This is a genomic window from Streptomyces sp. NPDC002490, from assembly GCF_040296045.1.
In the GTDB taxonomy this organism is placed as follows: Bacteria; Actinomycetota; Actinomycetes; order Streptomycetales; family Streptomycetaceae; genus Streptomyces.
In genome coordinates, this window is the sequence record NZ_JBEOWM010000005.1 from 106190 (window position 1) to 131844 (window position 25655).

The following is a 25655-nucleotide window of genomic DNA, read 5'->3' on the forward strand; positions in this document are numbered from 1 at the left end:
GTGACTGACGGTTGATCTCCGGAGACTGCCGTAGCCTTGCGCCATGAACCAGCAGGAGCGTGAAACCTATCTGGCAGCCCGGGCGGAGTTCGCGACGAAGCGTCGGGAACTCGATGAGGTTTGGCCGATTGACCAGACCGAGGAAGAGCTGACCGACAAGCAGTGGGCTGCCCTCGAAGAGGTCGAAAGGGCAGCGGTCGCGTTCACTGCTGCGCGCGACGCGTACTACGGCTGATCGCAGGGGGGCTGGAACGGCGGTTGGAACATCGGTACAGCGGTTACCGGTGAGAACGATCGTGGTCAGGGCCGGAGGGCGCTGGCGCGGTTCTCGTACTCGCGGCGGGCCTTGCGCTGGCCGGGATCGCTGCGGCGCCCTGGCCGCCGTCGAGCGGCTGGGAGTGGGTGAGGAGCTGGCGGTGTACGGCGGGGATGGCGCTGACGCGCAGGGTGTAGCCATGGCCGCGCCGTACGGTCGTCGGCGGCGCCCACCCTTCGCGCCCTTGGCCTCGACGGCGCGCAGCCCGTCTGTCGTCAAACGATCCTTTGACGACAGGGGGAGGGTGGCCCCGTCCCTTCATCCCCGAACCACAGTCAGGCTTTCGGTCCTGGCACCCCACCGATCATGGGGGTTCGGGCAGTGGGAGAAGGGGCCAGGGGACGTCTCCTTTGTTGTTCTCGTCCGGTCGCCGTGTGCAGGGCGCGGGGTCAGGGTGCGGGGTCGGGCATGATCGTCACCTTGTGCCTGATGAGTTCCGAGGTGAGGGCGGCGAGGTCCTGCGGCGTCAGGGGAGGCGCTGCCTTGCCGGGCTCGGGGTCGATGCCGTTGTCAAGCCAGAAGTTCTCGTGTCCGCCGGGTGTGATGAAGGTGAGGAGCCGGCCGGGCACGTCGCCGGTGTTGGTGAAGCCGTGGCGGTTTCCGCGGGGGACGAAGAGGAGGTCGCCGGGGCCGGCTTTGATGATCTCGTCGCCGTTGACGAAGTCGAAGTCGCCGGACAGGACGTAGAAGGTTTCCTCCTCGCGGCCGTGGGCGTGCGGGATCGCGCCGCCGCCGGGCGGGACAGAGGTCTCCAGCACGCCCAGGGTGCCGTCGGTCTGCGCCGAACTGATCTTGACGGTGGTGGTGTCGCCGATCATCCACTTGGTGACGCCTTCGTCGCTGCGGACGAAGATGCCGTCGCGGCGGGTCCAGCGGGGGTCGTTCTCTCCGGGGATGGCCAGGGTTTCGAACGTCATGACGGTCTTCCTTCTCTACGGTGCTGGTGGGTTCGGGTATGCGGGGGCTGTTGTCGGTGGGCCGGTCAGCGTGAGGCGAGGCGGAGGGCGAGGGTCGCCACGGCCGCGAGCAGGAGGACGGCCGAGGGCAGGATCTTCCAATCGCGGACCCGTAGGTGGGAGGCGATGGCGCTGGTGAAGTAGGCGATGAGGCCGAGGGCGGCGGCGATGCCGAGGGGTAGCCAGGCGAGGCCGATGAGGATTCCCGCGGCGCCGGCGATCTCCGCGGCCGCCAGCAGAGGGACGTGTCGCTTGGGGAATCCGACGTGTTCGAGCGTCCTCATCTGCTGGGGGTCGCGGGTGAGCTTGCCGTACGCGGAGAAGAGCAGGAGCAGGGCGAACAGGGTGGTGACGACAAGGGCGGCGATGAACATGAAAGGCTCCGGTAGAGGTGCGGGCGTCTTTTTGTGGGAGGGCCGTACCGGATGGCTGACGGTCGGCGGCCGGCGGCTTCGCGGGCCGCTGTTTGAGTCAGTCCTCGGGGAGGATCGTCACGTCCTGCGCGAGCAGTCCGTCGACGAGGGCGGTGTACCGATCGGGCCCCCAGGACGGTGACGTCTCGCCAGCGACGGGTTCGTCGCCGTTGTCGAGGAAGAACTGCTCGTGTCCGCCGGGGGTGTACATGAACAGGAGGATCGCGTCCTTGTCGCCCACGTTCTTGAACCGGTGGCGGGTGTGGCGCGGGACGAAGACGAAGTCCCCGCTGGTGACGGTGAAGGTCCTGGCGCCGAGGAGGAATTCCAGTTCGCCGTCGAGGAGGTAGAACGCCTCGTCCTCGTTGCCGTGGGCGTGGGCGACCGGTCCGCCGCCCGGCGGCACGACGGCCTTGGCGAAGCCCAGGGCGCCGCCCGTGTCGGCGGCGGTCGCCTTGATGGTGTAGGTGTCGCCGGCGAGCCAGCGCGCGGTGCCTTCGCCGCGGCGGACGTGGACGCCTGCCTCGCGCGTCCAGCGTGGGTCGCTCTTGTCGGGAACGGGGAAGGGGAAGCTCACTTTTCTCTCCTCGGTGTCGGACGGGCCTCGGCGTGGGGCCGGTGCGCTGTTCCGCTCCGGTGGCCGTTCAGGGCCGGGGGCGCAGGAGGCCGTCGGGGTCGTAGCGCTTCCAGAGGTCGGTGACGCGGGCGCCGGTCGCTGCGGGGTAGGCGCGGGCGAAGGTGGTCTCGTCGGGGGCGCTCTCGAAGTTCACGTAGGCGCCGTCGGTGTGCGGGGCGAGAGGGGCCCAGGCGGCGGCGAGTGCCCCGCGGTTGTCCGAGGGGAACGCCGAGCCGATGACGAGGGTGCTTTGGTGGCGGTGGGCGAAGGCCGTCGCCGAGGGGTTCGGGTCGTGGGTCGCGCCGCCGAGCGACCGCAGCTGGACCAGGACCGGCCGGGGGCCGGCCGAGGCGGTGACCAGGGCGCCGGCCGCGTCCGGGGTCATCTCGGTGAGCAGGCCGTTGGTGGTCGCGGACGGCATCTGCCCGGTGTTGGCGTGCAGGTGCTGGGTGGGCACCAGTGCCGTGTACGGGGCCACGTGGGCCTCCTGCGCCGTCACCTCGCCGATGTCGAGCAACGGTTGGACGGTGTCGCGGATGACGGCGGGGTTGTCCGAAGCGACGACCGCGGTGATGAACGCCGTGGTGCGGGTGCCCCGCGAGGCCAGCATCACGGCGCTCGACAGCTCGCGTGGAGCCTCCCGCATGGTCTCGGCCCAGCGCCGCAGCGTGTCCCCGGCCGGGTCCACGGCCGCGGCCAACTGCACGTAGCCGATGCCGCTCAGCTCCATGGCCTCGATCTCGAAGGCGACCGCGATCCCGGCTCCCGCGCCGGCACCGCGCATCACCCACAGCAACTCCGGCTCGTTGTGGGCGTCGGCGCGGACGAACGTGCCGTCGGGCAGGACGACCTCCGCGGCGCGGACGTGGTCGATGGTGAGCCCGTACCGCCGTACCAGCCAGCCGACGCCGCCCCCGGTGGCGATGCCGCCGACACCCACGTTCCCGTGGTCGCCCGAGCTGATGGCCAGGCCGTGCGGGGCGAGCGCGCGGGCGACTTGGGCCCAGCGGGCGCCGGCCTCGACGCGGACCAGGCGGGAGGCGCGGTCGACGACCTCGACCCGGTGCATCGCGCCCAGGTCGATGACGAGCCCCCCGTCGTTGGTGCCGCTGCCGGACAGTCCGTGCCCGCCGCTGCGGACCGCGACCCGCAGCCCCGTCTCCCGTGCGAGCCGCAGAGCTGCGGCTACGTCACCCGCGGACTCCGGCCTGACGACCGCGGCCGGACTGCCCACGGTGGTGTAGGTGGACCGCAGCGACCGGTAGCGCGCGTCGTCGGGAGTGACGACCTTCCCGGACAGCTCGGCCGGAACGGTGCCCAGCGTGGCCGTCATCGCCCGCTCCTATCCGCGTCGACCCGCTCGCGCACGGCGGGCACGACCTCGTCGGCGAAGAGCGCGAGCTGCCGCTCGGGATCTGCGGCCGGCCAGAAGACGAAGGTGTCGAAGCCGAGTTCCACGGTCCACCCGGTGAGGGTGTCCACCCACTGCCCCACGTCGCCCACCAGGCCGCGCCCGGTCCGGTGCGCGCCGAGCGAGCCGATCGCACCGGTCACGTTGTAGACGCGCCGCAGGTCCTTCGGGTCGCGCCCGGCTTCTACGGCCGCCTCGTCGATGATCCGCTGCTTGGACGGCACCTCCTTCGGCGGGACGTAGATGTTCAGCGGGGAGACCCAGCCGTCGGAGCCCCGGCCCACCAGCGCGAGCATCTTCGACTTCTGCGCTCCGAGCCAGACGCCGACGGGCTTCGGGGGGACCGGCCCGGCCTGGTAGCCGCCGATCGAGTGGTAGGGGCTGTCGAGCCGGACGGAGCCGCCGGCCAGGGCCGTGCGCAACAGGCCAAGGGACTCCTCGGCATAGGCCACCATGTCCTGCCCGCGCCGGGCCGGGCCGCCCATCGAGGCGATGGCGTCGGGGATGCCTCCGCCGCCGACACCCAGCTGGACGCGCCCGTCGGTGAGGACTCCCAGCGACGCGGCGGCCTTGGCGAACATCACCGGCAGCCGCAGCTGGAGGTCGGCGACGTCGGTGAGGAAGGAGATCCGGTCCGTGAGGGCGGACAGGTGGGAGATCAGGGTCCAGGCTTCGAGGTGGCCAGGCTGGTAGGGGTGGTCCTGGACGGCGAGGTATTCGAGCCCGGCGTCCTCGGCCTGGCGGGCCATGAGCCGGGTCAACGGCCAGGCGTCGGAGGAAGGTTCGAGGCTGACCCCGAAGGAGAGAGGACGTTCGTAGTCGGTCATGGCTCTACCGTCCTCCCGATCGCCCCGAAGACGAAACGATGAGTAAGGTGCTAATCTTTCGTAAGTGGATGCGATTCATGACGACACCTGCCCGAGCTTCGAGGGCACCCTCGAACTGATCGGACGCCGCTGGACCGGCTCGGTCCTCCAGGCCGCCGCCCAGGGCGCCCGCCGCTTCGGCGAGTACCGTGCCCTGATCACCGGCGTCTCCGACCGGCTGCTCTCCCAGCGACTGAAAGAACTGGAGACGGCGGGCCTCGTAGAGCGCACCGTCATCCCCACCACACCGGTCCAGATCCGCTACCGGCTGACCCCGGACGGCCAAGACCTGGTAGACGCCCTGCGGCCACTCGCGGAATGGAACATGCGACGAGGCGCCCGCACTCGGGGAACAGGACGGACCCCGGCGGCATGACCCCGAGGGAACACCCCCGAGCCCGTCTACTCCTCGTCGCCCTCGTCGAGCCCGGCCGCGTCCGGATCGCGCAGCGGCCGCCGGCGGACGGAGTGGACGCGGTGAAGCTGTAGCGACCCAGGACGTTCAGGTTCTTGTGCTTGAGCGGGGAAAGCCGGGCGATGTCCTCGCCCGGGACCTCGTGGCCCTCGTTGCGGAGCTGAGCGACGGCAGCATCGCAGTACTTCGTCGTCCACAGCACGATGGCGTTGAGAACCAGGCCGAGCAAGCCGAGCTGGTCCTCCATCCCGTCGCGGTACGCCTGGTGGATGGTGCCGCGCTTGCCGTGGCACACGTCCCTCGCCAGCTTGTGGCGGGACTCCTGCACGGTGAGCTCCAGGATGCGCTGCTGAACCCGAAGTACCGCGGCGACGGGGCGGCGTTGATGGTGCGCACCGACACCTGGAAGCGCAGCCCGTCCGCGGAGGCGAGCAGGCTGTCGCCCCAGTAGCGCACGATCGGGGTGCCTGCCTGGGCGGCGATGCGACCCGTCCGGCACCGGCGCCGACCTGCGACGCGGGGCGCCTGAGCCCGCCGTTCGTGGAGTGGATGCAGGGCCTCCCTCCCGGCTGGGTCACCGCCATCCCCGGCCTGGGACGCCCCGCCCAGCTCGCGGCCCTCGGCAACGGCGTCGTCCCCCAACAGGCGGCCCGTGCCGTCGAACTACTCGCCCCGCCCCTGAAGCACTGCCCGCACCAGTCAGGGTGAGCATCCCCTTCTACCCCGGACCTCTCGGCCGGGCCAAACCGGGATTCGGCCGGACCATCAGCAGCCCAACACCCTTCCGATCTGCGGAAATGAGGGCTGCCAATGTCCATACCCGCCGGTGAGCCGGTGCGCGTCGCGGACCACGACCTGAACGATCTGGTCTCCGCTGTGAACCGGCTCATGGCCGAGTCCCAGCGGCACGGCGAGAACATTACCCGCCTCACCGAAGGCCCCGACGACGAAGACGACGACCCCGGCCCGGCGGGGCCCGCCGATGGGGAGAGTGTCCCGGAGGGGGCGGAGGGGCCGTCGTCGATCTTCATCCTGGCGATGGCCGGGCAGGCGTTCGAGGACGAACTCACCGCGCTCGGGGCGTGGGTGGAGCGGCTGCTGCTGCCGGTCTACGGCCGGGAGATCACCACCGGCCGTCCGTGGTGCTTCGAGTGGCGGGAGCACCCCGAGGCCATCGCCCGCCTCCACGCGCTGTGGCTAGCGTGGCAGCAGCTCACCGACACCGAGGCCGGTCCGGTCGGTCCGGCGACCTGGCACCGGGACCATCTGGACCCGGTGTGGCTTCAACTCCGTTCCCCGGACGGCCCCTTCGGCGCCTGCACCACCAGTTTGGCCCGGCCGAGCCATCGGCTGCTGTCCGCGCCCGGCAGCGGAGAGGTGTGATCGTGCCCGAGCCTGTGAACCGGCTGCTGGACTACCAGGTGGCTGGCTACCTTCCGGCGGACGAACTCGTCGGGGACGACTTCGACTTCGTGACCATGGTGGAGGAGGACTTCACATCTCTGGCCGGGCACCACACCGAGCGCGACAGCTTCTTCCTCTTCCACAACGCCGCCGCCGTCTGGGGCGGTCCCGAGACGCCGCCGTATGTGGCGCTGCACATCACCCGTAATCCGGAGGCGCGGACGTTCCGGTTCGGTGCGAGCGGGCACCCTCTGGTGCCGCTCGCCCAGGGGTGGCTGGTCAAGCGGGGTTGTCCGCCCGAGGGCACCGTGGTGACGAACCCGGACGGGCCCCGGCCCGCCGACACCCTCACCACCAGCCTGGAGACCCGGCTGCGGACCAACCCCGGGGGCCGGTACGAGGTCCTGGAGCACCGCAATCGCACCTGGGAGAGTTGGACCCTCATCCGTGACTCCCACCCGGACGCCGCCGCAGCGCCGTACCGTCTCTTCCTCGACAAGGTCAGTCGCTCTTCGCACACTTACACCCTCCGCGAGGGCGCCTTCCTCACACCCGAGGCGGCTGCGGACTGGCTGGCCAACCCCAACCTCCCCTTCCCCCACACCCCCGCGCCGGCCAAGGTACGGGCGGAGGCCGCCCTCACCCGCTCGCCCCAGCCGCGGCTCGCCGCCCCGCCCGCTCCGGTCGTCGAGCCCCGGCCGACGGCCCCTGCGGCGACGGCCCGACCCGGTCGAGGGCGGTCGTGAAGTCCGCGCGGTACGCATTCGCCGCGCACCCCGAGGCCCTGGAGGACCTGCGGACTATCCCCTGGAACATCCGAGACCTGGCCCTGCTCGAACTCCAGCACCTCGTCCACGGCAACGAACGCGGAGCCCGGATGCACCGGGAGCTGGCCGGCTGCCACAAGGTCTACGTCGACCCGCACACCCGCTGGCGGATGGTGTTCCAGTTCCGCGACGCCCCGCCCTCCTCGCAGCACCGGCGGGAGATCTTCCTCGTCGCCGTCGGCGAACGGTACGACAACACCGTCTACCGCGCCGCCGCCGACCGGCTGCGCCGCGAGGCCGTCACCTCGGCTCCGGACCAACGAGCGGCAGCAGCCCGCTCCCGCTCCCCGCACATGCGCGCCACCAGCACCCCACCCACGGCCCCGGCCCCAGTTGCTTCCCCCGCGCCAGCCGGACAGCGCCGGTCCGGTCCCTGAACCGCCCTGTCCCACCCGGCCCGCGCCAACTGACCACCCCCGCCCGAGGAACGGAGCAACCCGCCATGCCCACCACCGAAGAAATCGACGGGGACGTCTTCGTCTCCCCCGTGTACCTCGCCGGTTCCACCTACACCGGAGACCCAGCCCTGCGGCCCCTGCTGGACGCGGGGTTCACCATCGTCTATGACGACGTGGCCAACGCGTACCTGGCCTCTCCGGACCAGAAGGTCCACGTCGGATGGCTGCCCGAAGGCGAAGACGACTGCCTGTGGCGGATCACCGGCCACGAACGGCCCCTCGCTCCGCCCCGATGGCTCGCCACCTTCGACCACTACACCCCCGTCGAGGTGGTCGCCGCGTTCACCACCGCCCTCGCCGAAGACCACGCCCACGGCAACAACACCTCGGTCCGCGGCCGCCTCGGGGGCGCGAAGGCGGACTCCTTCCTCGCCCTGATAGAGGCGGGCTGGCGGGTCATCCACAGGCCCTACGTCAGCTCCAGCCAGCCCCCGGACCGGCACGCGCTGGTCAGCTACAACCACGGGCGGATGAACCACCTCGACGAGATCAACGACCAACGCGCCCGGTGGACCATCAGCGGCGGCGCCTCCGGCTACTCCTCCGAATGGCTCGGCACCTTCACCACGAACACCCCGACCCACCTGATCACAGCCACCATGAACCGGCTCGCCGACCCCACCCCCGTCCCCCGCTACAAGAAGTACCTCCCCGAGCGCAACCGCGGTGCGGCCCGCATCACCCCGGTCAAGCCACCGGCCCCCAGCCCACTGGACATCCAACGCGCGGCGGTCGCCCGCTCCCGCTCGACCGTGACCCGGACGCTGATCCCCTCACCGGCCCTCGTGTACCGGACGACGACCACGCCCCCGGGCACCACGTCAACGCGACACCGCTGACCAAGCCGTCCGCCATGGACACCCCCACCCCGCCCCCGGTGGTCCGCCGCCACCCTTCCCACCGGTGGCCCGGGCGACCGAGACCCCGAGCTGACCGGGCATCTGCGCCCCGCGCCCCAGGCCCCCGCCCCGTTCGCGCGGCCGCTGACTGCGGCCTCCCCCCTCTTGGAAGGACCACCTCGTGTCCCAGCCCACCGCCCTCGCCACCGCCGACTCCTCCATCAAGGCCGCCTGGCAGCGGCCCCCTGCAGACCCTCCGGAGCGAAGGCCGCACCACGGATCCCACCCTGGTCACGGCGCTGCGGATACGGCAGAGCCTCCTCTTCTCCGACGCCCAGATCACCGCCCACCAGAACCTGCTCCACCACCTCACCCGCCCCGGCCACGTCCCCGACTTCCACGAGCTGGACACCATGACCTCCTCCACCACCCAGCTCCGCATCGCCCACGCCGAGGCCCACGCCCGCCTCCGCGCCATCTGCTCCGTGATCGACGCCCACCCCGAAGGCCAGCTCGCCGACAACCTGACACGCGATCTGGCCCGCACCGGCGAGCCACGCGCCGATGCCGCCCTCGCCCGCACGACCACCGGCATCAGGACCACCCCCACCGCTCCTGCTCCTGCTCCTGCTCCTGCTCCTGCTCCTGCTCCTGGGGTGGCACAAGCGGGCAAACCCGTGGTTCCCCGGCCCGGACGACGTTAGGACTCCCCGGGCTCGTCCTCCGGGCGCACGAGAGGGACGAGTTCGTCCAGGGGCAGCTCGACACGGCGGCCGTCCGCGATTCGGGCCCGCGCCCGCGACGCCACCCGTCGGTTCCGGACGGGATTCGCCCACGGCAGACACCCACCCGCCCGAACGGACTGGAACACGCCTGCGGACCCATGTTCAAGTACGGATGCCGGGAAAAACCGCAGGTCAACGAAGGGATACCCCTTACCCATGACGCATTCCATCTCCCTGGTCCCCCGCCGCACACAGGTCAGCCCCGTCCTCCCTTCCACCGTCCGGGAGTGGGCGCTGAGCTGCGGCTGCGCGGGCCCGGTCCTGGGCATGCTCGACGCCCAGGGCTGGACCGTGATCAGCGACCCGGACGCCAACGTCCACTGCACCAGCCCGGACGGCGGCCTCTACGTCGGGTTCCTCCCCGAGGCCCCCGCCGCCCGCCACGGCGACCTCTGGCACATCCTCACCCTCGACGCGAACGGCGCCCCCGCCTGGCAGCAGACCTTCCCCGCCAGCATCCCCCCGCAAGCCGTCGCCGGGTTCCTCGCCGCCCTCATCGCCACCCCCAACGCCCTCTGCCCCCAATGCTCCTGACCGCCCCTTTCCCAGGAGGACCGCTCGTGCGTCACCAAGTCACCGTGAACGCCTACCACCCCGACGGCACCGTCTGCCCGCCCGACCACCGGTTCACCACCGGCAACAGACCCCTCGCCGAAGACTGCACCGGCCGGAACCGGTTCGTGGCCACCTGCGCCTGCGGCACCTGGACCGGAACACCCTCCTCGACCAAGGGCTACGCCGCCGAGATGGGCCGCCGCCACCGCACCGCCGCCGCCCGCTAACCCTCCACCTCTGTTCCCGTCTTCCGCACCAGGAGGCACCGCCCTGTCCCAGAAGCTGACCGTCGCCCAGCTCATCCACCGGCTCCAGACCCTCGACCCCTCCCTCCCCGTCTTCCTCGCCGTCAACCCCGACTGGCCCTTCGCCCACACCATCGGCCAGGTGATCGAGGGCACCGGCAGGGACGGCCCCGCCGTCTATCTCGCCGAGAACGGCCAAGACGACTACCTCCCGCGCGACGTCGCCGCCGAGCTGGGCTGGACCGGCGAATGAACCCGCCCACCAGCCTCTTCCCTCTGCGGGTGGCCGCCCTGCGGCCGATGCCGGAGGGCGTGCGGGGAGCCCTCGTGCGCGAGATCTCCCCGTGCCCCGGCGACCTCCTCCGCACCACCTGGTACCCCGCCGACCCCAGGTCGTGCCGTGACCGGCTCGGCCCCGGTGCGCTCCTCCTCACCTGGACCCCGAGTCCCTCGGGCGGCATGGACGTCACCGCCCGCCTCGGCCTCGACACGGTGGAGGTCACCCTCGCCACCTGGCCCGGCCTCCACGGCGACTGGACCACCACCGTCCACCCCACCGTCTACGAAGTTCTCGGGCTGCACGCCGCCTTGCGCGTCGCCACCGACGCACTCCGCCTCGCCAACAGCCGTGCAGACACTTGATCCGAGACTTCCTGGCCATCTGAGGGCTGCCCTGTCCGGGCAGCCCTCTTCGCCTTTCACGAGGCCGCCGGTCTTTTTCAGCTTCGGTCCACCCCCGCTCGCACGGGAAGCACCCCTTTCACCGTTCCCCCTCGGCGGCGGGCTACTTCACCGGACCGGCACCCACCCGCCGCAGTTCCGCGCCGTGAACAGCTCGCCCACCCGCACCGTCACCGTCACCTCCCGGGCCGCCGTCACGAACCCGTTGTCGATGACCGAGCCGTCCCGCCGCGCTCGCTCCCAGTAGCAGTCCTCCAAGTCCCCCTCCACCCGGTACGTCCCCGGCGGCGCCTGCAACTCGCCGTCCTCCGTGCTGAACCCGGGGCGCGCCACGATCTCGTACGTGCCGTCACCCATCGTGCGGACCGACGCCTTCCCCGCCAGGGCCTCCCGCACCGCCGCCCCGTGATCCGGGCAGAACCGCCCTACCCCCTTCCTCATCGCCTTCCGCATCGCCCCGGTCATCTCGTCGACGTGCCCCGTCACCAGGGTCTGGGCAACCCCCGGGCGCCACGCGTCCATCGACTCGCACATCATCAGCACGTACTCCGCCGCCTGCTCGTACCCCTCCGGAACCCAACCCCCCTTCACCGCAGCCGCGTCGAACGCCGCCGACTTCCCGGTGTCCGGGTACTCGTCCGCGGTGTCGGGCTCCGGCTCCTCCGGCGGCACTTCGAATAGCTCGTCGAGTTTCTCCTCCACCTCTGGGCTCAACGCCGGAGACGACGACGCGCTGGCCGCCACCGGCGGCCGTTCCTCCGCAGCGCCGCACCCCGCCAACCCGAACGCCACCAACACCGCGGTCGCGGCCCCCGCCCTGCGTATCACCGTCATGCCGCGCATCTTCCCCCGCATCGTCAGCCGGGGGAACGAAACCCGGGACATCGGGGATGATCCGTATCAGGGCGCGGGGCCTACAGTGGGAGCCCCGACCGCCATGTCAGCCTCGAAAGCCCAGCAGGCCGAAACCGCCGAACGCCGAGCCGGTCTGGTCCGGCTCCGCCGGTCCACCCCCGCTCGCGCGGGAAGCACCCTTTCTGACCTGGGCGTTCAGAGGGACTTTGCCATTTCTTGAACCGTCGTCCGAGTCATCGTCCCCATCACGCCAGCCCCCTCGGCAGCCGTACGCGGGAAGAGCCGATGGCCCGGGCCGACAGCGGTGAGGAACCGCTCGGGGCCGGGCACCGGGGCCGTGCTCGTCGGCACGGCCCCAGTGGCTTGCTCTTGCCCCTCTGGGGACGCAGTGCCCTGACCGCCTACGACCACTGACCTGGAATGAATCATTTAGAGCAGCACCCGGTCAGTCCACCCCTGTGCTGGCTGTCTCCGGTTCGGTCCGGGGCAGCCAGCACAGTCCGCTCAGTTGGCCGTCACTCCGTGGGGCGGCGCTCGTTGAGGTACATACCGGTGAAGGTGCCGTCGAAGCCGGTGGCGCGGGCGGCGTCTTCGAGGCTCGGGTAGACCGGGCCCGCACCACCACCGGTCATCACTTCGAAGTCGGCGCGGGTGAGTTCGGGCTCGTGCCACTGGTGTGCGCAGCGGCAGCGGATGTCGATACGGGGTCCGTCGCTGATGACCATCCAGTCTCGGCGGGCTCCGCAGTTCGGGCACATGACGACGAGGCCGGTGATGAACAGTTCCTCGGGGTGGTTGACGCTGCGCATGCGGACGCGGGTGCCCTCGGGGCGGTACTCCTGCTGGAGCCGGAGGACCGGGTCGTCGCCGGGGGCGGGCACCGGGGACCGGGCAGGCTCTGGTGCCGGGGCGGGGGGCTGGGTGGTTCTGGGCTGTTGGTGGGTGTGGTTGTGGATCACGGTTCTCCTCGGGGCTCTCTTCGAGTCGTAGCAGTGGGGCTGGTGGGAGTCCAGGGGTTTGGGGTGGTCAGCGACGGGTCCGCCGCTGTTCGGTCGGGGCCAGAGTGGTGTGGGCGGGGGTCTCTTCGGGCTTCGTGGCCCGGGTGCGGGTCGGTGCCGGGTGGGTGCCCGGCTTCGGTGCGGCGGGGAGGCCGGTGGTGTGGCGGATGCGCCAGATGAGGACGTCGGTGATGTTGTCGGCGGTGTCGAGTTCGCGCTGCCCGACCACCGTCTTCAGGAGGGCAGTCGGGTCGTGGCCAGCCGCCTGGGCCTGGTCGAGGGTGGCGAGGAGGGCGTCCCAGCCGGGCCCGCCGCGAAGCTGGTCGGCATACCCCGGGAGCGCGTCCCCGACGGCGGTCGTGTGCTGCTGCCGTACGGGTTCGGGCAGCCGCTGACCGTGGTTGCGCATCGCCCTCAACGGCACTGCGGCGGTGGTCCGGTAAGCGGTGCGGAGGTGGTGGGCGGCCTGGCGGGCGGCGGCGGCTTGTTGGGCGTGGTGGTGGGCGGAGTGCCAGCGGGCGGCGGCGAGGGTGACGAGGACGAGGGTGGACAGGACCATGGCGGTGGCACCGCCGTCCTCGCCCCGGCCAAGCGCGTCCCCGGCGCGCAGAACTCCGCGGGCCGCCGTGCGCAGGGCGCGGTGGTCGGCTCGGGCGGCGCGTTCGTGGCTGCGGGTCGCGCGTTCGAAGGCGCGGGCCGCTGCTCGGAGTTCGGTGCGGGTGGCGGCCGGGGCTGTCTGGGCAAGGGCGTCGAGGAGTTCCCCGGTGCCGACGAGCTGGGCGACCGCAGTGCCGTCGTCGTCCTGGTCGAGGGTGGCGGCGGCCCGTATGGCGGGGGTGACCGCGTCGCGGTGGGCGCGGGCCGGGCGCGGCCGGGGTCCGTCCTCGGGGTCGAGGGGGTTGTCGGTGAGGCGTTGGCGGATCTTGGGGAGGGAGAGGTCGGGGGCGAGTTTGGAGCCGGGGAACCAGATGGGTTGGCCTGCCCGGTTGCGGTCGCCGGGGAGGGCAACCTTGTAGCCGAGGGTGTCGCCGGACGGGGCGATCCGCTGTTCGACGCGGAGTCCGGCTGCGGTGAGCCGGGTGAAGAACTCGTCTTCGGTGGCGGCTCCGGCCAGGGCCTGGCGGACGGCGTCGCGGAGGGTTTCGCGTGGTGGCTCGGTCCGTCCGGTGCGTTCTGCCTTGGAGCGCTCGGCGCTGGTGGGGCGCTTGGCGGCGGTGCGGTCGCCGGGGTTGAGGCGTTGGAGTCCGAAGTCGGCTTCGATCCGGCGGCATTCGGCCTGGGCGCGGATGGCGTCCTGGTGGTGGCGGGGGCTTCGGCCGTCCTGGCGTTTGAGGGTGGCGACGATGTGGATGTGATCCGGTGCGTGGCGGACGGCGATCCACCGGCACGCTTGATCGTCGCCGTGTTCGGCGATGCCGGTGGCGTGGACGATGCGGCGGGCGACCTCGCCCCACTCAGTATCCGTGAGGAGCCGGTCGCCGGGGGCGGTGCGGACGGGGCAGTGCCAGACGTGCTGCTGGGGTCGGCGACCGGCGGGGAGGGCTAGGACCGGGAGGTCGAGCCGGTCGGTCAGTTGCTTGAGCGTGGCCGCCGGTTCCCGGCCCGGGTCGGGCGCGAGGACAGATTCCCAGGCGGCGACGATGTGGGGGTCGGTGTGTTCGTCTCGGCGGCCGGGACCGTAGAGGTAGGCGAGCAGGCCGTAAGTGCGGCGGCCGGTGGAGATGTCCGGAACCACGGGTCACCGCCGCCGGGCGATCTCGACGGCGGCGGTCTCCACGCGGACGGCCGCCTTCAGGACCCGGGCGACCGCTTGGTCGACGTGGTCACTGTGACCGCCGGAGTTCAAGATCCTCGCCACCTGGTTGAGGTTGCTCCCGGCGCGGGCGAGCTGGACGCCGACGGTCATCAGCTCTTCGACCAGGGCCCGCTGGTCGGTCAGCCACACGCGGGCGTCGCCGTGGCTGCGTGCGACGGCGACGGCGGCATCGGCGAGGAACCCGGCCGTGGTCAGCCCGACAGCGCGGGCGGCGAGCTGGACGGTGGCGAGTTCGTCGGCGGTCAGGCGGACGCTGCGGACGTGGTCGCGCTGGACGGTCTGGCGCAGGCGCGGACGCTGACGACGCTGTTGCGGCGGCGGGTTGTCCTGTCCTGGCTGCGGTCCGCCCCCGGTCGCAGCCTCCCCTCCCGGCGCCCCCTGGTGCCGGGAGGGCTCCCCCGCCCCATTGGGGGCGGGGGCATGCGCGTCCGAAACTCCTTGGCGGCCCTGGGCTGCCAAGGAGTTTCGGACGCTACAGCTTGCTCGGCCTCGCGCCGGGCAGTCGCCTGCCTCCACCACGGTGGTGGGCTCGGTGGCCGGAGGGAGGGTCATCGGCGGGTCTCCGGGGCGGTTCGCCGCAGGTCCCGGAGGATCTCGGCAGCGTAGTCGAGGGCGAGGGCCGGGTGGTGCAGGGTCCATGGCCGACTCGCGGCGGTGCGGCGGACGGTCCAGGACCCGTCCGGGCCGCGTTCGACGTCGTGGAGGTGGCCGTGCCGGTGGAGGGTGGTGATCCAGGCGTCGGCTTCGGCCGGGGTGACCGGGTTGGTGCGCACGAAGGTCTCCGATACGGACAGGGGCGGTCGGTCGGTGTCCGGGGCGTCCGGGTGTCCGGGGGCGGGGTGACCGGGCCGGTCAGTGTCCGGGCCGGTCACCCCGTGGGGCGGTCGGTCAGCCGGTCAGGGTGACCTGGGGCGGTCGGTTCTCGTTGCGGAGTTGGGTGACCAGGGCGGTCAGCCGGTCGTTGGCCAGCGGGATGCCCTGGCCCCGGATGGCGTCCGCGACGATCTGGCGGGTGACCCGGTTCGCCCGGGTGACCGCCGCGCGGGCGATCGGGAGGAGTTCGTCCTCGCCCTCCGGCCCGGTCGGTGCGGTGTCCAGGGCGGGTCTGCTGTCCGCCTCCCCGGACGGTCCGGCGTCATCGCGGCCGGTGTGCTCGGGCTCCGGGTCGGACAGGGTGACCGTGGTGACCGGGCGGGTGTCCGTGGTGGAAGGAGCGGATGCGGTCAGTTCGGCCGCCGGGCCTCCGGCGGTCACCGCGACCCGGCGGCCGGTGTCCGGGACGCCGGTCAGCTCCGAACGGTCTTGGCCGACCGGGTCGGTCAGCCCCGGACGATCGGCGGTGACCTGGGCGGCCCGGACAACCGGACTGTCCGGCTGTCCGGAGTGTCCGGGCCGGTCGGTCAACGTGGTCGCGGGCGGTTGGCGGGCGATGAGGATGTAGAGGTGGACGGCACCGGCGAGGGCGAGCGGGGCGACCGTGGACAGGACGCCGACCGTGAGGTCGCCGAGCTTCAGCCCCATGCCGGGCGGGCCCTGTTGGTTGAGGCGGACGGCGTGGAGGGCGTTGGCCCAGATGCTGACCGCCGAGGCGGTGCCGAAGAGAAACCAGGTGTAGAGGCGGGCGGTGAACGGGGCGGTGCGCAGGACGAGGAGCCCTCGGACGCCGTAGGCGATGAACCCGTCGATGATCAGGGGGAAGAGGTAGGTCAGGGCGCCCCTGATGTGGATGGAGGCGGCCATCTGCTGGAGGGCGTCGTAGGAGAGGGCGCAGGCGGCGGCGCCGAGGGTGACGACCGCGGCCTTGTCCCAGGCGGTGGTGGCGTGCGCCGGTATCGGCGCCGGGGCGCTCACGCGGCCGTCCCGAGGTCGGCACGGGCCGGGGCCTTGGCCGGGGTGACCGGCACCGTCCCGGTCCTGGTGTTCTTGGCGGGCTTGGGCTTGGTGTTGCGGTGGCTGATCTCCCGCCGAGCGTGGCGATAGAGCTTCTGGGCGTGCTCCTTGGTGACCTTCAGGAGGCGGCCAAGTTCCTCGGCGGGGATCTGGGCCTGGTAGGCGTCGCGGGCGACCGCGCGGCGCTCGGCCCGGCTGAGGTGGACGTCGCCCCCGGCGAGGACGGTGTTGATCCGGGTGTAGTCGACGCGCTGGGCGAGCTTGCTGTGGAGGGCGTCGCGTTCCTGCTCCGTGAGGCCGCCCCGGATGCCGTCGCGGTCGCCGTTCTCCAGCGCGGCGTCCAGGCAGGTCCGGCGGACCGGGCACCGGCCGCAGAGGGTCTTGGCCGCCCGGATGCGGTCGATCTGGTCGGGCTCGGGGAAGAACAGCTCGGGGTTGGTGCCGGTACGGCAGGCGGCCTGGTCCTGCCAGGTCTGGTCGCCGAGGGTGCGCGGCCCGTCGACCGTGCTGGTGCTCGTGGTGTTGTGCATGGGGGTTCTCCAGAGGGCCCCGGGGCAGGGTGTGCGCGGCCGGGGTCGGTGAAGGCGGGCCCGTGGTGTCCCGGGCCCGGAGGATGGCAGGTGGGGGTCAGGCTGCGGTGACGGGGCGTCGCCCGGCAGTGTGGGTGCGTCTGCGGTCGGGGCCGTCGAGGATGACCTTGTCGGTCATCTCGGCGAGGCGGGAGGCGACGCGGTCCCCGGTGTGGGCGCGCAGGTCGGCCATGCCGAGGTTGGTGGTGACCAGGGTCGGGAGCATCTCGTTGTAGCGGCGGTTCATCAGCCGCATCGTGATCTCCTCGGTCCACTCCGACTGCTTCGCCGCACCCAGGTCGTCGATGATCAGCAGCGGGCAGCGGGCGAGATCCCGGAGTTCGCGTTCGCCGTCGTGCCCCGGGCGGGGGCGCAGTTCGGCGTAGAGGTCGGCGGCCGTCGTCGCCTTCCAGCGCAACCGCACCCCCGCCCCGATCAGCGAGCGGACGGCGCCGTACGCCTGGTGGGTCTTGCCCGTGCCGGTGGTCCCAGCGATCAGCAGCGACCGGCCCTGCGCGATCCCCGGCGCCCCGCCCGGCCCCGGGCGTCCGGCGGCGGCGATGCCCTGGACCCAGGCGGCGACCGCCGGGTGGTCCGCCGTGGCCGCCCGGTAGCGGGCGGGGATACGGGACTCGGCGGCCAGCAGGGCCGGGACCGGCTCCGGTCCGCCCTCCGCCGTGCTGGTGGGGTCGATGCCCCGGGTGGTGAGGATGTGGGCGAGGCGGCGGGCGAGACCGCCGACGGGCTGGGGCTGGGCGTTCGGTGCGCGCATCACAGCTCCTCGGCGTAGGCGGCGGCAGGGTCGGCGGGGTTCGCCCAGGCGCGGCGTGCGGGCACGGTAGCCGGGAAGCCCGGCCGGTCCAAGCCGCCCCTGGCGTTCATGGCCTCGTGGACCAGGCTCGGCAGCGTGCTGGGGTGCAGGGCCTTGGCCCGGTGGCGGGCGAGTCCCGCGCGGACGTGGTCCGGATGGATTCCCTCGGCGAGGAGTTTGGCCGTCTCGCGGCCGAGGTGTCCGAGCACGCTGTTCGGGGGTGTGTGGGTGCAGGCGGCGGCGTACTCGTCGATGAGCTGCTTCGCCGAGGGACGGTTGCCGGGTGTGGGGGCGCTTGCGCCCCCAGCAGTAGTTCCTAGTTCCCTGTTCCTAGTTCCTAGTTCCAGGGGGTGAGTGCTCACGGAGGGCTCACCGATTGCTCCGTGAGGGCTCAGTGAGGGCTCACTGAATGCTGCTTGACCTGCGGTTTCGTGATTCACGGCGGGCTCATCGCTCCCTCCGTGAGGGTTCAGTGAGCCCTCAGTGAGTGCTCCGTGAGGGCTCACCGTGTCCTCCGTGAGCCCTCCGTGAGCCGCCCTGACCGGCACCGGGCTGGTGATGACCGTGTGCGGCACGGTCGCGGAGTCCCGGGTGTCGTGGTGGGGGCAGGCGGGGTAGCGGGAGGCGCTGGCCCGGTTGATCCGCTGGTGCCTGCGGAAGGAGACGACGTGGGCGTAGCGCTTGGCCGTGTCACCGTCGGCGATCTCGTAGCGGCAGATCAGGTTCTGGGCGGCGAGCTGGAGGAGGTCGTCTTCGACGCCGACGGGGCCGTGGCCGGGGCGGGTGCACCAGAGGCGTCCGGCGATGACGACGGGCTGGTCAGGGAAGCGTCCGTGGTCGTCGGCCTCGGTGAGGAGGCCCAGGAAGGTGCGTTCGGCGGTGAGGGAGACTGCGGCGAGGGACTCGGAGACGAAGGCTTCGGGCTTGATCGTGCGAATCCGTGCCATGGTCAGCGGCCCCCGGCGGTGGCGTACGCGTCGGCGGCGGGGCGGAGGGTGCCGGTGGTGAGGTCGAGGTCGTGGGCCTCGCCGGTCCAGTCCGTGGTGGGGTGGGCGCGGATGATCCAGCGGGCGGCGGTCAGCGCCTTGGCCCGGGTGACCGGGAGTTGGTGTCCGTGGGCGTCGTAGGCGCGCAGGTGGGGGCTGGGCCACGTCTTGCCGGGGTCGCGCTGGGAGACCCGGGCGGTGGTGGCCCCGGGGAGCATTGCGGCGAGGGCGCGGGCGAGGCGCTGGCTGCGGTCGGAGGGGGTTGCGGTGGGCAGGCTTGTGCGGGCCCTTCCGCTGTGGTGCGCGGGCATGCGAGAATTCCCTACTTGTAGGTGGAGCGGATCGGCCGTTCTCGTCGAAAAGGCCAGCCGACCCGCTTCAGTTATGGGCATCCTTCGGGGTGCCGGTTCGGCGCTCGGGAGCGGCTAACTCCCGGGCGCCGTTTCCTTTACCTGCCTTGCTGCGGTGGGCCGTTCACCCTCCCCCTCCTTCTTCTGGTTTCGTCCGGTCTTCGTTGCCGGGACCAACAACATATGCGTGACCCGTCCAACACTCCAGCGCACACAGGGCGTTCGGGGGCATCGACACCAACACGACATAGAGAGTGAGCGGTCGATCGCCATACACCCACAGAGGGCTCTACGGAAGCGTGAAAGCAGTCGGCGCTACGGGAACGAGCGCAAGCCCCAAACCCGCACGCCGTCCGTCCCACGACCGTTCACGCCACCCAGCAGCACGACGCTGGAGCAACACCCGCAGAAGCCACTTGGGCAGGTCATGCATCAGTGAGCATGCTCACGGGACCAGCGCGGCACCCCATCACTCCCCCTTCGGACGCGCCCGACAGCCGCTGCCTGGCGGCATCTCGGATTTAAGCGGGAGTTCACTATCCCGTCAACGACGGGAAAGCCCTCCAAGGGGACGCAACAGCCAGGACCGGCAGGTAAATTGCCGGTCATCCGCAAAGCGTCAACACTCAAAACAGTAGCCGGACTTACCCGCACGTAGACGATGAAGCCAGAAGTCAATCAGACCCAGAAACCCGTCTATCCACCGATCAATGTCCGGAAAATTTAGTGCGCTCAAAAAAATGGGCACACCACAGCCCACGGGAAGATGGAGGGGGCACGTGAGAAGGTCGGCTTCAAGTTCAACTTCAAACAACCAGATCCCCCACCCCGCTGCGGTTTCAAGATCGCTTTGCAATCTCTTTGCGCCGGTTGATATTGATGACCAGGCCACCACAATTGCGCCTCGTGGTCACCCCCCGGTGGCGACCACTCCACCCCTCGCGTCCTGGAGGAACTAATGGCCGTCGGCGCCCCCGCGCCCTTCCCGGATCACGGCTCCGAGCCGCTGTCCCCCGGGCAGCTCCTCGGCCACCCCGGCCTCCTGCGCGCCTGGCGCGCGGTCGCTGGCGAGAAGCTCGGACTGGGCAGACCGCTGTCGCAGACCGAGGTCGCGGAAGCCATCGGCCGGAGCAGGGGTTGGTACCAGAATCTGGAACGCGGGGCCCGGCCGAAGATGGAGCGGGAGGTCCTCGACGCGCTGGCGAAGACGCTGCGGCTCGGACCCGACGAGTACCAGGCCCTGGTGTTGGCACTCATGGACGGGGCGTTGACGACGATCCCCGCGTCCCTGGCTGATCCGACCGTTCGACGTGACCTCCAGCAGTTGCTCGACCATCAGTTGCCGGCTCCCGCCTACCTCACGGACCAGGTCTGGAACATCATCGGCTACAACACCGCGATGGCGGCGCTGTGGCCGTGGGTACGCGAGCCCCGCGCGAACCTGATCCGCTGGGCGATGCTCAGCCCGGAAGCCCGCGTCCAGTACGTCGACTGGGACCACCACGCGACCGAGTACGTCAAGCTCCTCCGGTTCGCGAGCACCCGCTACCCGCACGACCCCGACCTGCTGAGGCTCATCACGGAGGTGAAGGCGGACCCGCGGTGCGGGCAACTGTGGGACACCGACGTGGCCGCTGTCTCCCGGTCACGTGACGGCCACTACTTCCAGATGCTCCTGCCGTCCTTGGACAACCAACCCATCGAGGTGATCAGCCACGTGCTGTTCCCCGCCTCGCTGCCAGGCAGCCGCGCCACCGTCATCACCTGGGCCGGAACCGACAAGGGCGACACCTCCGCTGCCCTCGCCGGACAGGAGACCACCGCACCCTGGTCGTTCGTGCCTCCGGCCGTGACCGAGTACACCGCCCGCCACCACCTGATGGACGAGTTCCGCGCCGACCTCCCCGCCAGCCCCGCCGAAGCCATCCAGGTCTGCGACGCCCGGCTCCGCAACCTGCGCAAACGCGCCGAGGCCCTCATCCAGGTACGCGACGAGTTGTCCAAGTCGAACGGCTCGGAGAACACACCAAGAGCGTCAGCCTGACCACCACTGCTCTGCTCGACGGCTCAAGGTCTCGGTGACGGTCACAAGCCAGGCGCGCAGGTCAGGGTGACCGTGTCACTGACGATCGTGTGCAGTGGTGAGAGTCCTGGCAAGCTGCCACAGGCTGTCGTCGTCGAGACCGCACAGACGACGGAGGCCGTCCTGGGAGACCGGGCGCCCCGGATCGCGGTAGCCGAGGACGGTGAGCCGGGACCCGGGGTGACGGTGGCCGAGGAGGGCGTGAATATCGGCCGGGTGCCCGCTGGTGGCCAGTATGATCGGGGCCCGGGTACCGAAGTGCCTGGCGAACGCGCCCGGGGCGAGGGCGAAGGGGTGGATGCCTTCCTCGGCGAGGACGGTGAGGTCGTGCACGTGGACGTACCGCAGGCGCAGGTCAGGGCGTTCGGCACGTATCCGCTGGGCCAGAGTGGTCAGGGCCTCGGCGGGCAGGTCGCCCGCGGAGGCGAGGACCAGATCGGGCTCGGCGGCGCCGGTGTGGCTGAGGTGGGGCCAGATCGCGATGCCGTGCCGCAGTTCCTCGTCGAGGGTCGCCAACGGATGGTGAACGGCCGTGTGCTTGCCGGCGACGACGAGCGTGCACCGGTCGAGCTTGCGCAGGGCGAAGGTGAGGGCTGCGGCAGTGCGCGCGGGGTCGGCCGGGGTGAGGACGTGGAGCGTGGGGTCGCCTCCGGCCAGGAGTGCTGTGGGGAGGCTGGGGTTCTGGTGAGTGAAGGTGTTGTGCCAGCCCAGGCTGGTCAGGAGGTAGACCAGGCTCGGCAGCGGAGCGAGCCCGGCGTGGCGGCGCACCGCGCGGTGTTTGAGCTGCTGTTGGACGAGGCTGAGGGTGATCGGCGCGAACGCCTCGTAGGTGGCGACGAGCGCGTGCCGACCGGTCTCCGTGTAGCCCTGGGCCCAGGCGTGGCACAGCTCCTCGTTGAGCACTTCCACCGCCCACGGCACCGGGTGGCCGTGGGCGTCAGTGAGGTCGATGCGGTTGGAGGCCAGCTCATCGGGGCTGAACACGCGGAACGGACCTTGCTCAGCGCGGGCCCGCAGGACCTCGGGAATCACCTGTGTGAACGGGCGCCCGACGGCTTGGTCGGCAACCTGAGCGGAGGCAGCGATACATCCGCGGGGCGCCGGAAGGACGTCGGACTCGGGCCGGGGGCGGGGAAGAGCGGGCAGGAGGTGCGGCTGTGGCCAGCCGCCAGCGGTCAGGAGTTGTCCGGGCTGGTGGGAGGACAGCCAGTCGGCGAGCACGTCGAACTCTGCGGGGACCTTGGCAGGATTGCGCAGCGGCGTCTTGTGGACCGCTGGGGTGCCCACGAAAGGGGTGGGGGCGCCATAACCCTTGTCCAGGGTGAGGACCAGCACGCTCGACGGGCCGCGGCTGCCCAGGGGCTGGGCGGCGGTGAGCGCTTCGGCCAGCGCCTGCCGAAGCTGAGTGACGTCTCGCCCATCGCTGTAGACGGGTCGGTGGCCAAGGCCGTTGAAGTACGTGGTCAGTTCGGCGCGGGTCAGGGTGGACAGCATGCTCGCCCCGCCCATGCGCATCCCGTTGAGCAGGACGACGGGCAGGACGGTGCCGTGATCGCCCGTACCCTGCAGCGCTCGGACGGCGAGCCAGGAGGCGGCGGTCGTCCCTGTCTCGCACTCCCCGTCCCCGACCAGGACCACGGTCAGCCGATGGGGCGCGTCGAGCACGGTGCCCTGCCCGATCGCGAGAGCGGGGCCGAGTTGGCCTCCGGTGTGCAGGTGACCGGGGACCATCGGGGTGATCTCCCCTCCGATGTCGGGCCTGGGGAAGCCGGTGACGAGTTCATGCAGGCCCGCCGTGCCTCGGCGCAGGTCGGGGTGGACGTGGCCGAGCCAGCCGGTGAGGTAGGCGTGGGCGAGGGCGGACGGGCCAGCGTGCCCGGCGCCGTGCAGCACGTGCAGTTCGTAGCCGTCGGGCACAGCCGCCTGGAGCGGGCCCAGGGCAGCGAGCATCCGGTTGACGGGCGGGCACACCCCCCAGTGGCCGGCCGGTCGCCTCTTGACGTCGGCCGGAGTCAGGGGCCGTGCCAGGAGAGGGTTGTCGCGTAGGTAGAGCTGGGCGAGGCAGAGGTAGTCGAGCGCGTCAGCGACGGCGGACACCGACGCGTCGGACACCAGGCGGTTCGTTCGGCGGGCGAGGTCAGCCCACATCCGGTCCTCCTGACTGGGCCAGAGCGGCCTCGACGGCGCGGGCGTGTACGGTGCCCTGCCGCCGCAGACGGGCCGCGGCACCTGCGGGACAGTCGACGACGGTCATGTGCCGACCGTGCGGGCAGATCCCGTCGTCGACGACCGCGGCGATACCCGCCCCCGTGGTCCGATCGAAGGCGGCGACCTGTCCGGGAGTGAGCGCCGGGTGGTCCTCGTCGCCGGCAGCAGGGGTGGAAACGCTGCACACGGCGGCGGCCAGCGGCTCGCCGACCACGCCGACCAGGTCGCCCAGGACCCCCTCGGGGCATCCGACGAGCGCAGGCGAGCCGACCGCCGCGAAGCGCTTCACACCGGCTTTCCAGGGAAGACGCAGTGCGAGGTCCCCCGGCCACAGGCCGCTGGCCAGCAGGCGGGCGTCGTCGCTCAGGTCGAACCAGGCGTCGGCCGTGGCCGGGGAGTCGAGCAGGAGCAGCAACGGCTTGGTGTCGGGGCGTTGCTTGGCGCGGAAGACTGCGTCGGTGGCGGCGGAGTCGGCGGCGCGGGCACACAGCATGTACCAGCGGGGCGTGGGCAGGGCGACCACCTCTCCGGCGACCAGGAGCCGCGCGGCGTGGGGCAGTTGGCCGATGGTGAGGACCTTCACCGCGCTCTCCCTCACCTGGTTCCGGGGCGGGCGAGGGCGGCGAGCGTCGGGTACTCCAACCACGGGTCCGATAGGGCCTTGAGCGCGAGGTCCAGATGGTGGACGTGGCTGACCCGGAAGTACGCCATCACCCGGGGCGTGCCGCTCACGTTGATGCCGACCCGGTGGGGGACGAGGTGGTGCATCACGATCACGTCGCCTGGATCGGCGGTGAGGGCGGTGCCGCCCTGGACGTCGATGTCGTCGGGGGTCTGGGCCGGTTGCCCGAGGACCCAGTCCGTGGCGAAGTAGTCGGCCATCCGGTGGTGCCCGCCGGGCACGTAGTGCAGAGCGCCAGCGTCCGCGGTGGCGCCGCCCTCCAGGACCACGCCGATGATGAAGGTGAACGTACGCAAGTCACGGGGCTCCAGGTGGGGGCAGGAGACGCCGTCGACGTGCATCGACTTCACCGGTTGTCGTGCGCCGTCCGGCAGTCGGATCTGGATCTGCGCCTGGTTGACCGGAGCCGTCGTCGCGGGTCGCAGCAGATCACTGGCCAGGTCCGCCAGGCCGCTCCGCTGGTAGAGGTCGAGCAGGTCGGGGTGCTCTTCCAGCTCGGGGGCGAAACTGCGTTCGGTGTAGGCGGTGAGCCGTGCGGGGTCGTACGCCTCCTCCAGCCAATCGCCGACGAGGTCGCGGGCCCGGGACAGCAGGTCGCGCGGGATCAGGCCACGGCGTATGAGGACTCCGTCGTCCACGAACCGGCGCAGTTCGTTGTCGCTCCATGTCGCGGATCGGTGCATGCGGATCTCCTTCCGGAGGGGGAACAGCCGGGGCGGAGAGGGGTCGCCCCGGCGAGAGAGGAAGTGCGGGTCAGCTGCGCTGGCCGAGGACGACTCGGAAGGAGGCATGTTCGACCAGGCCGCCGGCGGTGGTGTGCTCGTCGAGCAGGGCGCGGGCGCGGCGTTCGAAGTCGTCGACCCGCTCGCCGAACAACGGCCGGGCGGCGAACGAGGTCGAGTACAGGTAGCCGATCACCGTCTCGGTGCTCCACTCCCGTTCGACGGCGATGGTGTGTTCCTCGACCCGACCGAACGCGGACCGTGCGAGGACCTCGCGGTAAGGCCGGTCATGGGCCGCGTACGTCCGGCCTTTGCCGGCCCGTCGCTCGACACCGAGGTACTCCTGGATCAGGGCCCGCAGGGCGTCGGTCCACTCGGTGCGCGCGGTCCACAGGCTGCCGTCCCCCATGATCGCGACGGTCGCGTCCGGTGCGGTCATGCCTTCGAGCCGCGACAGCACCACACCCTGGTCCATCCAGTGGAACGCACGGCAGATCGTGACGAGATCGGCCTGGTAGGAGGCGGGTGGGGTGAACATCTCGGCCCTGGTGTTGTGCAGGCGGACACTGATCGGCAGCCCGGCGAGGGCCTTGCCGGCCTCCTCGAGCATGTCCTCGTCCTGTTCGACGACGTCGATCTCCTTCGTCTGCCCCGCCAGAGCCAGGGGGACCTGTCCGGTGCCGGACCCCAGGTCGAGCAGGGCCGCGTGCTCTCGGCCGGTCAACCGCAGCGCGAGCAGTTCGACGGCTTCGGCCGGGAGTCCGGGTCGGTAGGCGGCGTAGTACGGGGCAGTGCTCTCGAACCTGCTCATGGGGTATCACTCCTGGCGGTGCGGGTGTTGACGGGAGGAAGGTCTGCTCGATGTGCCGGACCGCACCGACGAGGTCCGGCACGACGG

31 protein-coding genes and 1 pseudogene are annotated in these 25655 nt (G+C 71.4%); 12 read left to right on the plus strand and 20 right to left on the minus strand.

Translation table 11 applies throughout. The features are described 5' to 3' along the window. Window positions 1–43: 43 nt before the first annotated feature. Window positions 44–235, plus strand: a complete 192-nt coding sequence (locus tag ABT092_RS04900; protein WP_058085257.1) for a hypothetical protein — start codon at window positions 44–46, stop codon at window positions 233–235. A gap of 470 nt (window positions 236–705) precedes the next feature. Here ABT092_RS04900 and ABT092_RS04905 read toward each other — a convergent pair whose 3' ends face one another. The 5 genes from ABT092_RS04905 to ABT092_RS04925 all read right to left on the minus strand — a co-directional run bounded on the left by ABT092_RS04905 (window position 706) and on the right by ABT092_RS04925 (window position 4539). After that, window positions 706–1233: a cupin domain-containing protein gene (locus tag ABT092_RS04905; RefSeq protein ID WP_351239833.1), complete on the minus strand. Its 528-nt coding sequence runs from the start codon at window positions 1231–1233 to the stop codon at window positions 706–708. A gap of 65 nt (window positions 1234–1298) precedes the next feature. Then, window positions 1299–1646: a DoxX family protein gene (locus ABT092_RS04910; RefSeq protein ID WP_351239835.1), complete on the minus strand. Its 348-nt coding sequence runs from the start codon at window positions 1644–1646 to the stop codon at window positions 1299–1301. A 97-nt stretch (window positions 1647–1743) separates the two neighbouring features. After that, window positions 1744–2262, minus strand: coding sequence for a cupin domain-containing protein (locus ABT092_RS04915; RefSeq protein ID WP_351239837.1), 519 nt, complete (start codon window positions 2260–2262; stop codon window positions 1744–1746). Window positions 2263–2329: 67 nt separating this feature from the next. Next, a complete protein-coding gene (locus tag ABT092_RS04920; RefSeq protein WP_351239839.1) occupies window positions 2330–3634 on the minus strand; it encodes an FAD-binding oxidoreductase in 1305 nt (434 codons plus the stop codon). Continuing rightward, window positions 3631–4539 (minus strand): LLM class flavin-dependent oxidoreductase, encoded by a 909-nt coding sequence (locus tag ABT092_RS04925; protein WP_351239841.1) that lies wholly within the window; start codon window positions 4537–4539, stop codon window positions 3631–3633. Before ABT092_RS04925 ends, ABT092_RS04920 begins: the two co-directional genes overlap by 4 nt. A 64-nt stretch (window positions 4540–4603) precedes the next feature. On the opposite strand from ABT092_RS04925, the gene ABT092_RS04930 reads away from it, so the two are divergent. Further along, on the plus strand, window positions 4604–4954 hold the full coding sequence (locus ABT092_RS04930) for a winged helix-turn-helix transcriptional regulator (RefSeq protein ID WP_351239843.1): 351 nt from the start codon (window positions 4604–4606) through the stop codon (window positions 4952–4954). Window positions 4955–4980: 26 nt separating this feature from the next. Here ABT092_RS04930 and ABT092_RS04935 read toward each other — a convergent pair. Beyond that, window positions 4981–5330 (minus strand): annotated as a pseudogene (locus ABT092_RS04935) (Tn3 family transposase); the annotation flags it as partial. A 212-nt stretch (window positions 5331–5542) separates the two neighbouring features. Here ABT092_RS04935 and ABT092_RS04945 point away from each other — a divergent pair. From ABT092_RS04945 to ABT092_RS04985, 9 genes are all read left to right on the plus strand, one after another. Next, window positions 5543–5701, plus strand: a complete 159-nt coding sequence (locus ABT092_RS04945; protein ID WP_351239845.1) for a hypothetical protein — start codon at window positions 5543–5545, stop codon at window positions 5699–5701. Between the two features lie 102 nt (window positions 5702–5803). Continuing rightward, window positions 5804–6376 carry a DUF4913 domain-containing protein gene (locus ABT092_RS04950; RefSeq protein ID WP_351239847.1) on the plus strand — a complete coding sequence of 191 codons (573 nt, stop codon included), beginning with the start codon at window positions 5804–5806 and terminating at the stop codon, window positions 6374–6376. Window positions 6377–6378: 2 nt separating this feature from the next. Continuing rightward, complete coding sequence (locus ABT092_RS04955) at window positions 6379–7143, plus strand: hypothetical protein (protein ID WP_351239848.1); 765 nt, start codon at window positions 6379–6381, stop codon at window positions 7141–7143. After that, window positions 7140–7601, plus strand: a complete 462-nt coding sequence (locus ABT092_RS04960) for a hypothetical protein (protein WP_351239850.1) — start codon at window positions 7140–7142, stop codon at window positions 7599–7601. Before ABT092_RS04955 ends, ABT092_RS04960 begins: the two co-directional genes overlap by 4 nt. A gap of 65 nt (window positions 7602–7666) precedes the next feature. Further along, on the plus strand, window positions 7667–8521 hold the full coding sequence (locus ABT092_RS04965; RefSeq protein ID WP_351239852.1) for an SPDY domain-containing protein: 855 nt from the start codon (window positions 7667–7669) through the stop codon (window positions 8519–8521). A 413-nt stretch (window positions 8522–8934) separates the two neighbouring features. Continuing rightward, entirely contained in the window at window positions 8935–9225 is a 291-nt protein-coding gene (locus ABT092_RS04970) for a hypothetical protein (RefSeq protein ID WP_351239854.1), read from the plus strand. Between the two features lie 237 nt (window positions 9226–9462). Further along, the gene (locus ABT092_RS04975; RefSeq protein WP_351239856.1) at window positions 9463–9840 is read left to right on the plus strand and encodes an SPDY domain-containing protein; all 378 of its coding nucleotides are present in this window, start codon (window positions 9463–9465) and stop codon (window positions 9838–9840) included. A gap of 26 nt (window positions 9841–9866) precedes the next feature. Then, window positions 9867–10088, plus strand: a complete 222-nt coding sequence (locus ABT092_RS04980) for a hypothetical protein (RefSeq protein WP_351239858.1) — start codon at window positions 9867–9869, stop codon at window positions 10086–10088. 267 nt (window positions 10089–10355) lie between these two features. Next, on the plus strand, window positions 10356–10748 hold the full coding sequence (locus ABT092_RS04985; RefSeq protein ID WP_351239860.1) for an esterase: 393 nt from the start codon (window positions 10356–10358) through the stop codon (window positions 10746–10748). Window positions 10749–10895: 147 nt separating this feature from the next. Here ABT092_RS04985 and ABT092_RS04990 read toward each other — a convergent pair whose 3' ends face one another. The 10 genes from ABT092_RS04990 to ABT092_RS05035 all read right to left on the minus strand — a co-directional run bounded on the left by ABT092_RS04990 (window position 10896) and on the right by ABT092_RS05035 (window position 19023). After that, window positions 10896–11531: an Rv1352/Rv1906c domain-containing protein gene (locus tag ABT092_RS04990; protein ID WP_351239862.1), complete on the minus strand. Its 636-nt coding sequence runs from the start codon at window positions 11529–11531 to the stop codon at window positions 10896–10898. 626 nt (window positions 11532–12157) lie between these two features. Then, complete coding sequence (locus ABT092_RS04995; RefSeq protein WP_351239864.1) at window positions 12158–12601, minus strand: hypothetical protein; 444 nt, start codon at window positions 12599–12601, stop codon at window positions 12158–12160. Between the two features lie 67 nt (window positions 12602–12668). Then, window positions 12669–14375: a mobilization protein gene (locus ABT092_RS05000; protein ID WP_351239866.1), complete on the minus strand. Its 1707-nt coding sequence runs from the start codon at window positions 14373–14375 to the stop codon at window positions 12669–12671. Between the two features lie 3 nt (window positions 14376–14378). Continuing rightward, a complete protein-coding gene (gene mobC, locus ABT092_RS05005) occupies window positions 14379–14915 on the minus strand; it encodes a plasmid mobilization relaxosome protein MobC (RefSeq protein ID WP_351239868.1) in 537 nt (178 codons plus the stop codon). Between the two features lie 89 nt (window positions 14916–15004). Beyond that, on the minus strand, window positions 15005–15229 hold the full coding sequence (locus ABT092_RS05010) for a hypothetical protein (protein WP_351239870.1): 225 nt from the start codon (window positions 15227–15229) through the stop codon (window positions 15005–15007). A 115-nt stretch (window positions 15230–15344) separates the two neighbouring features. Continuing rightward, window positions 15345–16307, minus strand: a complete 963-nt coding sequence (locus ABT092_RS05015) for a DUF2637 domain-containing protein (RefSeq protein WP_351239872.1) — start codon at window positions 16305–16307, stop codon at window positions 15345–15347. Further along, entirely contained in the window at window positions 16304–16876 is a 573-nt protein-coding gene (locus ABT092_RS05020) for a WhiB family transcriptional regulator (protein WP_351239874.1), read from the minus strand. Before ABT092_RS05020 ends, ABT092_RS05015 begins: the two co-directional genes overlap by 4 nt. Before the next feature lie 97 nt (window positions 16877–16973). Next, window positions 16974–17687, minus strand: coding sequence for an ATP-binding protein (locus ABT092_RS05025; protein WP_351239876.1), 714 nt, complete (start codon window positions 17685–17687; stop codon window positions 16974–16976). Beyond that, entirely contained in the window at window positions 17687–18673 is a 987-nt protein-coding gene (locus ABT092_RS05030; protein WP_351239878.1) for a hypothetical protein, read from the minus strand. Before ABT092_RS05030 ends, ABT092_RS05025 begins: the two co-directional genes overlap by 1 nt. A gap of 2 nt (window positions 18674–18675) precedes the next feature. Further along, window positions 18676–19023: a hypothetical protein gene (locus ABT092_RS05035; RefSeq protein WP_351239880.1), complete on the minus strand. Its 348-nt coding sequence runs from the start codon at window positions 19021–19023 to the stop codon at window positions 18676–18678. Window positions 19024–20020: 997 nt separating this feature from the next. On the opposite strand from ABT092_RS05035, the gene ABT092_RS05040 reads away from it, so the two are divergent. Then, window positions 20021–21106 (plus strand): helix-turn-helix transcriptional regulator, encoded by a 1086-nt coding sequence (locus ABT092_RS05040; protein ID WP_351239882.1) that lies wholly within the window; start codon window positions 20021–20023, stop codon window positions 21104–21106. A 75-nt stretch (window positions 21107–21181) separates the two neighbouring features. Here ABT092_RS05040 and ABT092_RS05045 read toward each other — a convergent pair whose 3' ends face one another. The 4 genes from ABT092_RS05045 to ABT092_RS05060 all read right to left on the minus strand — a co-directional run bounded on the left by ABT092_RS05045 (window position 21182) and on the right by ABT092_RS05060 (window position 25568). Continuing rightward, window positions 21182–23293, minus strand: a complete 2112-nt coding sequence (locus ABT092_RS05045) for a phosphoketolase family protein (protein ID WP_351239884.1) — start codon at window positions 23291–23293, stop codon at window positions 21182–21184. Next, a complete protein-coding gene (locus ABT092_RS05050; protein WP_351239886.1) occupies window positions 23283–23936 on the minus strand; it encodes an L-threonylcarbamoyladenylate synthase in 654 nt (217 codons plus the stop codon). The genes ABT092_RS05045 and ABT092_RS05050 overlap by 11 nt, the downstream gene beginning before the upstream one ends. Window positions 23937–23947: 11 nt before the next feature. Continuing rightward, a complete protein-coding gene (locus ABT092_RS05055; RefSeq protein WP_351239888.1) occupies window positions 23948–24718 on the minus strand; it encodes a phytanoyl-CoA dioxygenase family protein in 771 nt (256 codons plus the stop codon). A 70-nt stretch (window positions 24719–24788) separates the two neighbouring features. Continuing rightward, entirely contained in the window at window positions 24789–25568 is a 780-nt protein-coding gene (locus ABT092_RS05060) for a class I SAM-dependent methyltransferase (RefSeq protein ID WP_351239890.1), read from the minus strand. Window positions 25569–25655: the final 87 nt, after the last annotated feature.

Bases quoted from the DNA above. Each gene is read 5' to 3' on its own strand.
- ABT092_RS04900 (WP_058085257.1), top strand. From the start codon at position 44: ATGAACCAGCAGGAGCGTGAAACCTATCTGGCAGCCCGGGCGGAGTTC.
- ABT092_RS04905 (WP_351239833.1), bottom strand. From the start codon at position 1,233: ATGACGTTCGAAACCCTGGCCATCCCCGGAGAGAACGACCCCCGCTGG.
- ABT092_RS04910 (WP_351239835.1), bottom strand. From the start codon at position 1,646: ATGTTCATCGCCGCCCTTGTCGTCACCACCCTGTTCGCCCTGCTCCTG.
- ABT092_RS04920 (WP_351239839.1), bottom strand. From the start codon at position 3,634: ATGACGGCCACGCTGGGCACCGTTCCGGCCGAGCTGTCCGGGAAGGTC.
- ABT092_RS04925 (WP_351239841.1), bottom strand. From the start codon at position 4,539: ATGACCGACTACGAACGTCCTCTCTCCTTCGGGGTCAGCCTCGAACCT.
- ABT092_RS04945 (WP_351239845.1), top strand. From the start codon at position 5,543: ATGCAGGGCCTCCCTCCCGGCTGGGTCACCGCCATCCCCGGCCTGGGA.
- ABT092_RS04950 (WP_351239847.1), top strand. From the start codon at position 5,804: ATGTCCATACCCGCCGGTGAGCCGGTGCGCGTCGCGGACCACGACCTG.
- ABT092_RS04965 (WP_351239852.1), top strand. From the start codon at position 7,667: ATGCCCACCACCGAAGAAATCGACGGGGACGTCTTCGTCTCCCCCGTG.
- ABT092_RS04970 (WP_351239854.1), top strand. From the start codon at position 8,935: ATGACCTCCTCCACCACCCAGCTCCGCATCGCCCACGCCGAGGCCCAC.
- ABT092_RS04975 (WP_351239856.1), top strand. From the start codon at position 9,463: ATGACGCATTCCATCTCCCTGGTCCCCCGCCGCACACAGGTCAGCCCC.
- ABT092_RS04985 (WP_351239860.1), top strand. From the start codon at position 10,356: ATGAACCCGCCCACCAGCCTCTTCCCTCTGCGGGTGGCCGCCCTGCGG.
- ABT092_RS05020 (WP_351239874.1), bottom strand. From the start codon at position 16,876: ATGCACAACACCACGAGCACCAGCACGGTCGACGGGCCGCGCACCCTC.
- ABT092_RS05025 (WP_351239876.1), bottom strand. From the start codon at position 17,687: ATGCGCGCACCGAACGCCCAGCCCCAGCCCGTCGGCGGTCTCGCCCGC.
- ABT092_RS05030 (WP_351239878.1), bottom strand. From the start codon at position 18,673: ATGGCACGGATTCGCACGATCAAGCCCGAAGCCTTCGTCTCCGAGTCC.
- ABT092_RS05035 (WP_351239880.1), bottom strand. From the start codon at position 19,023: ATGCCCGCGCACCACAGCGGAAGGGCCCGCACAAGCCTGCCCACCGCA.
- ABT092_RS05040 (WP_351239882.1), top strand. From the start codon at position 20,021: ATGGCCGTCGGCGCCCCCGCGCCCTTCCCGGATCACGGCTCCGAGCCG.
- ABT092_RS05045 (WP_351239884.1), bottom strand. From the start codon at position 23,293: ATGTGGGCTGACCTCGCCCGCCGAACGAACCGCCTGGTGTCCGACGCG.
- ABT092_RS05055 (WP_351239888.1), bottom strand. From the start codon at position 24,718: ATGCACCGATCCGCGACATGGAGCGACAACGAACTGCGCCGGTTCGTG.
- ABT092_RS05060 (WP_351239890.1), bottom strand. From the start codon at position 25,568: ATGAGCAGGTTCGAGAGCACTGCCCCGTACTACGCCGCCTACCGACCC.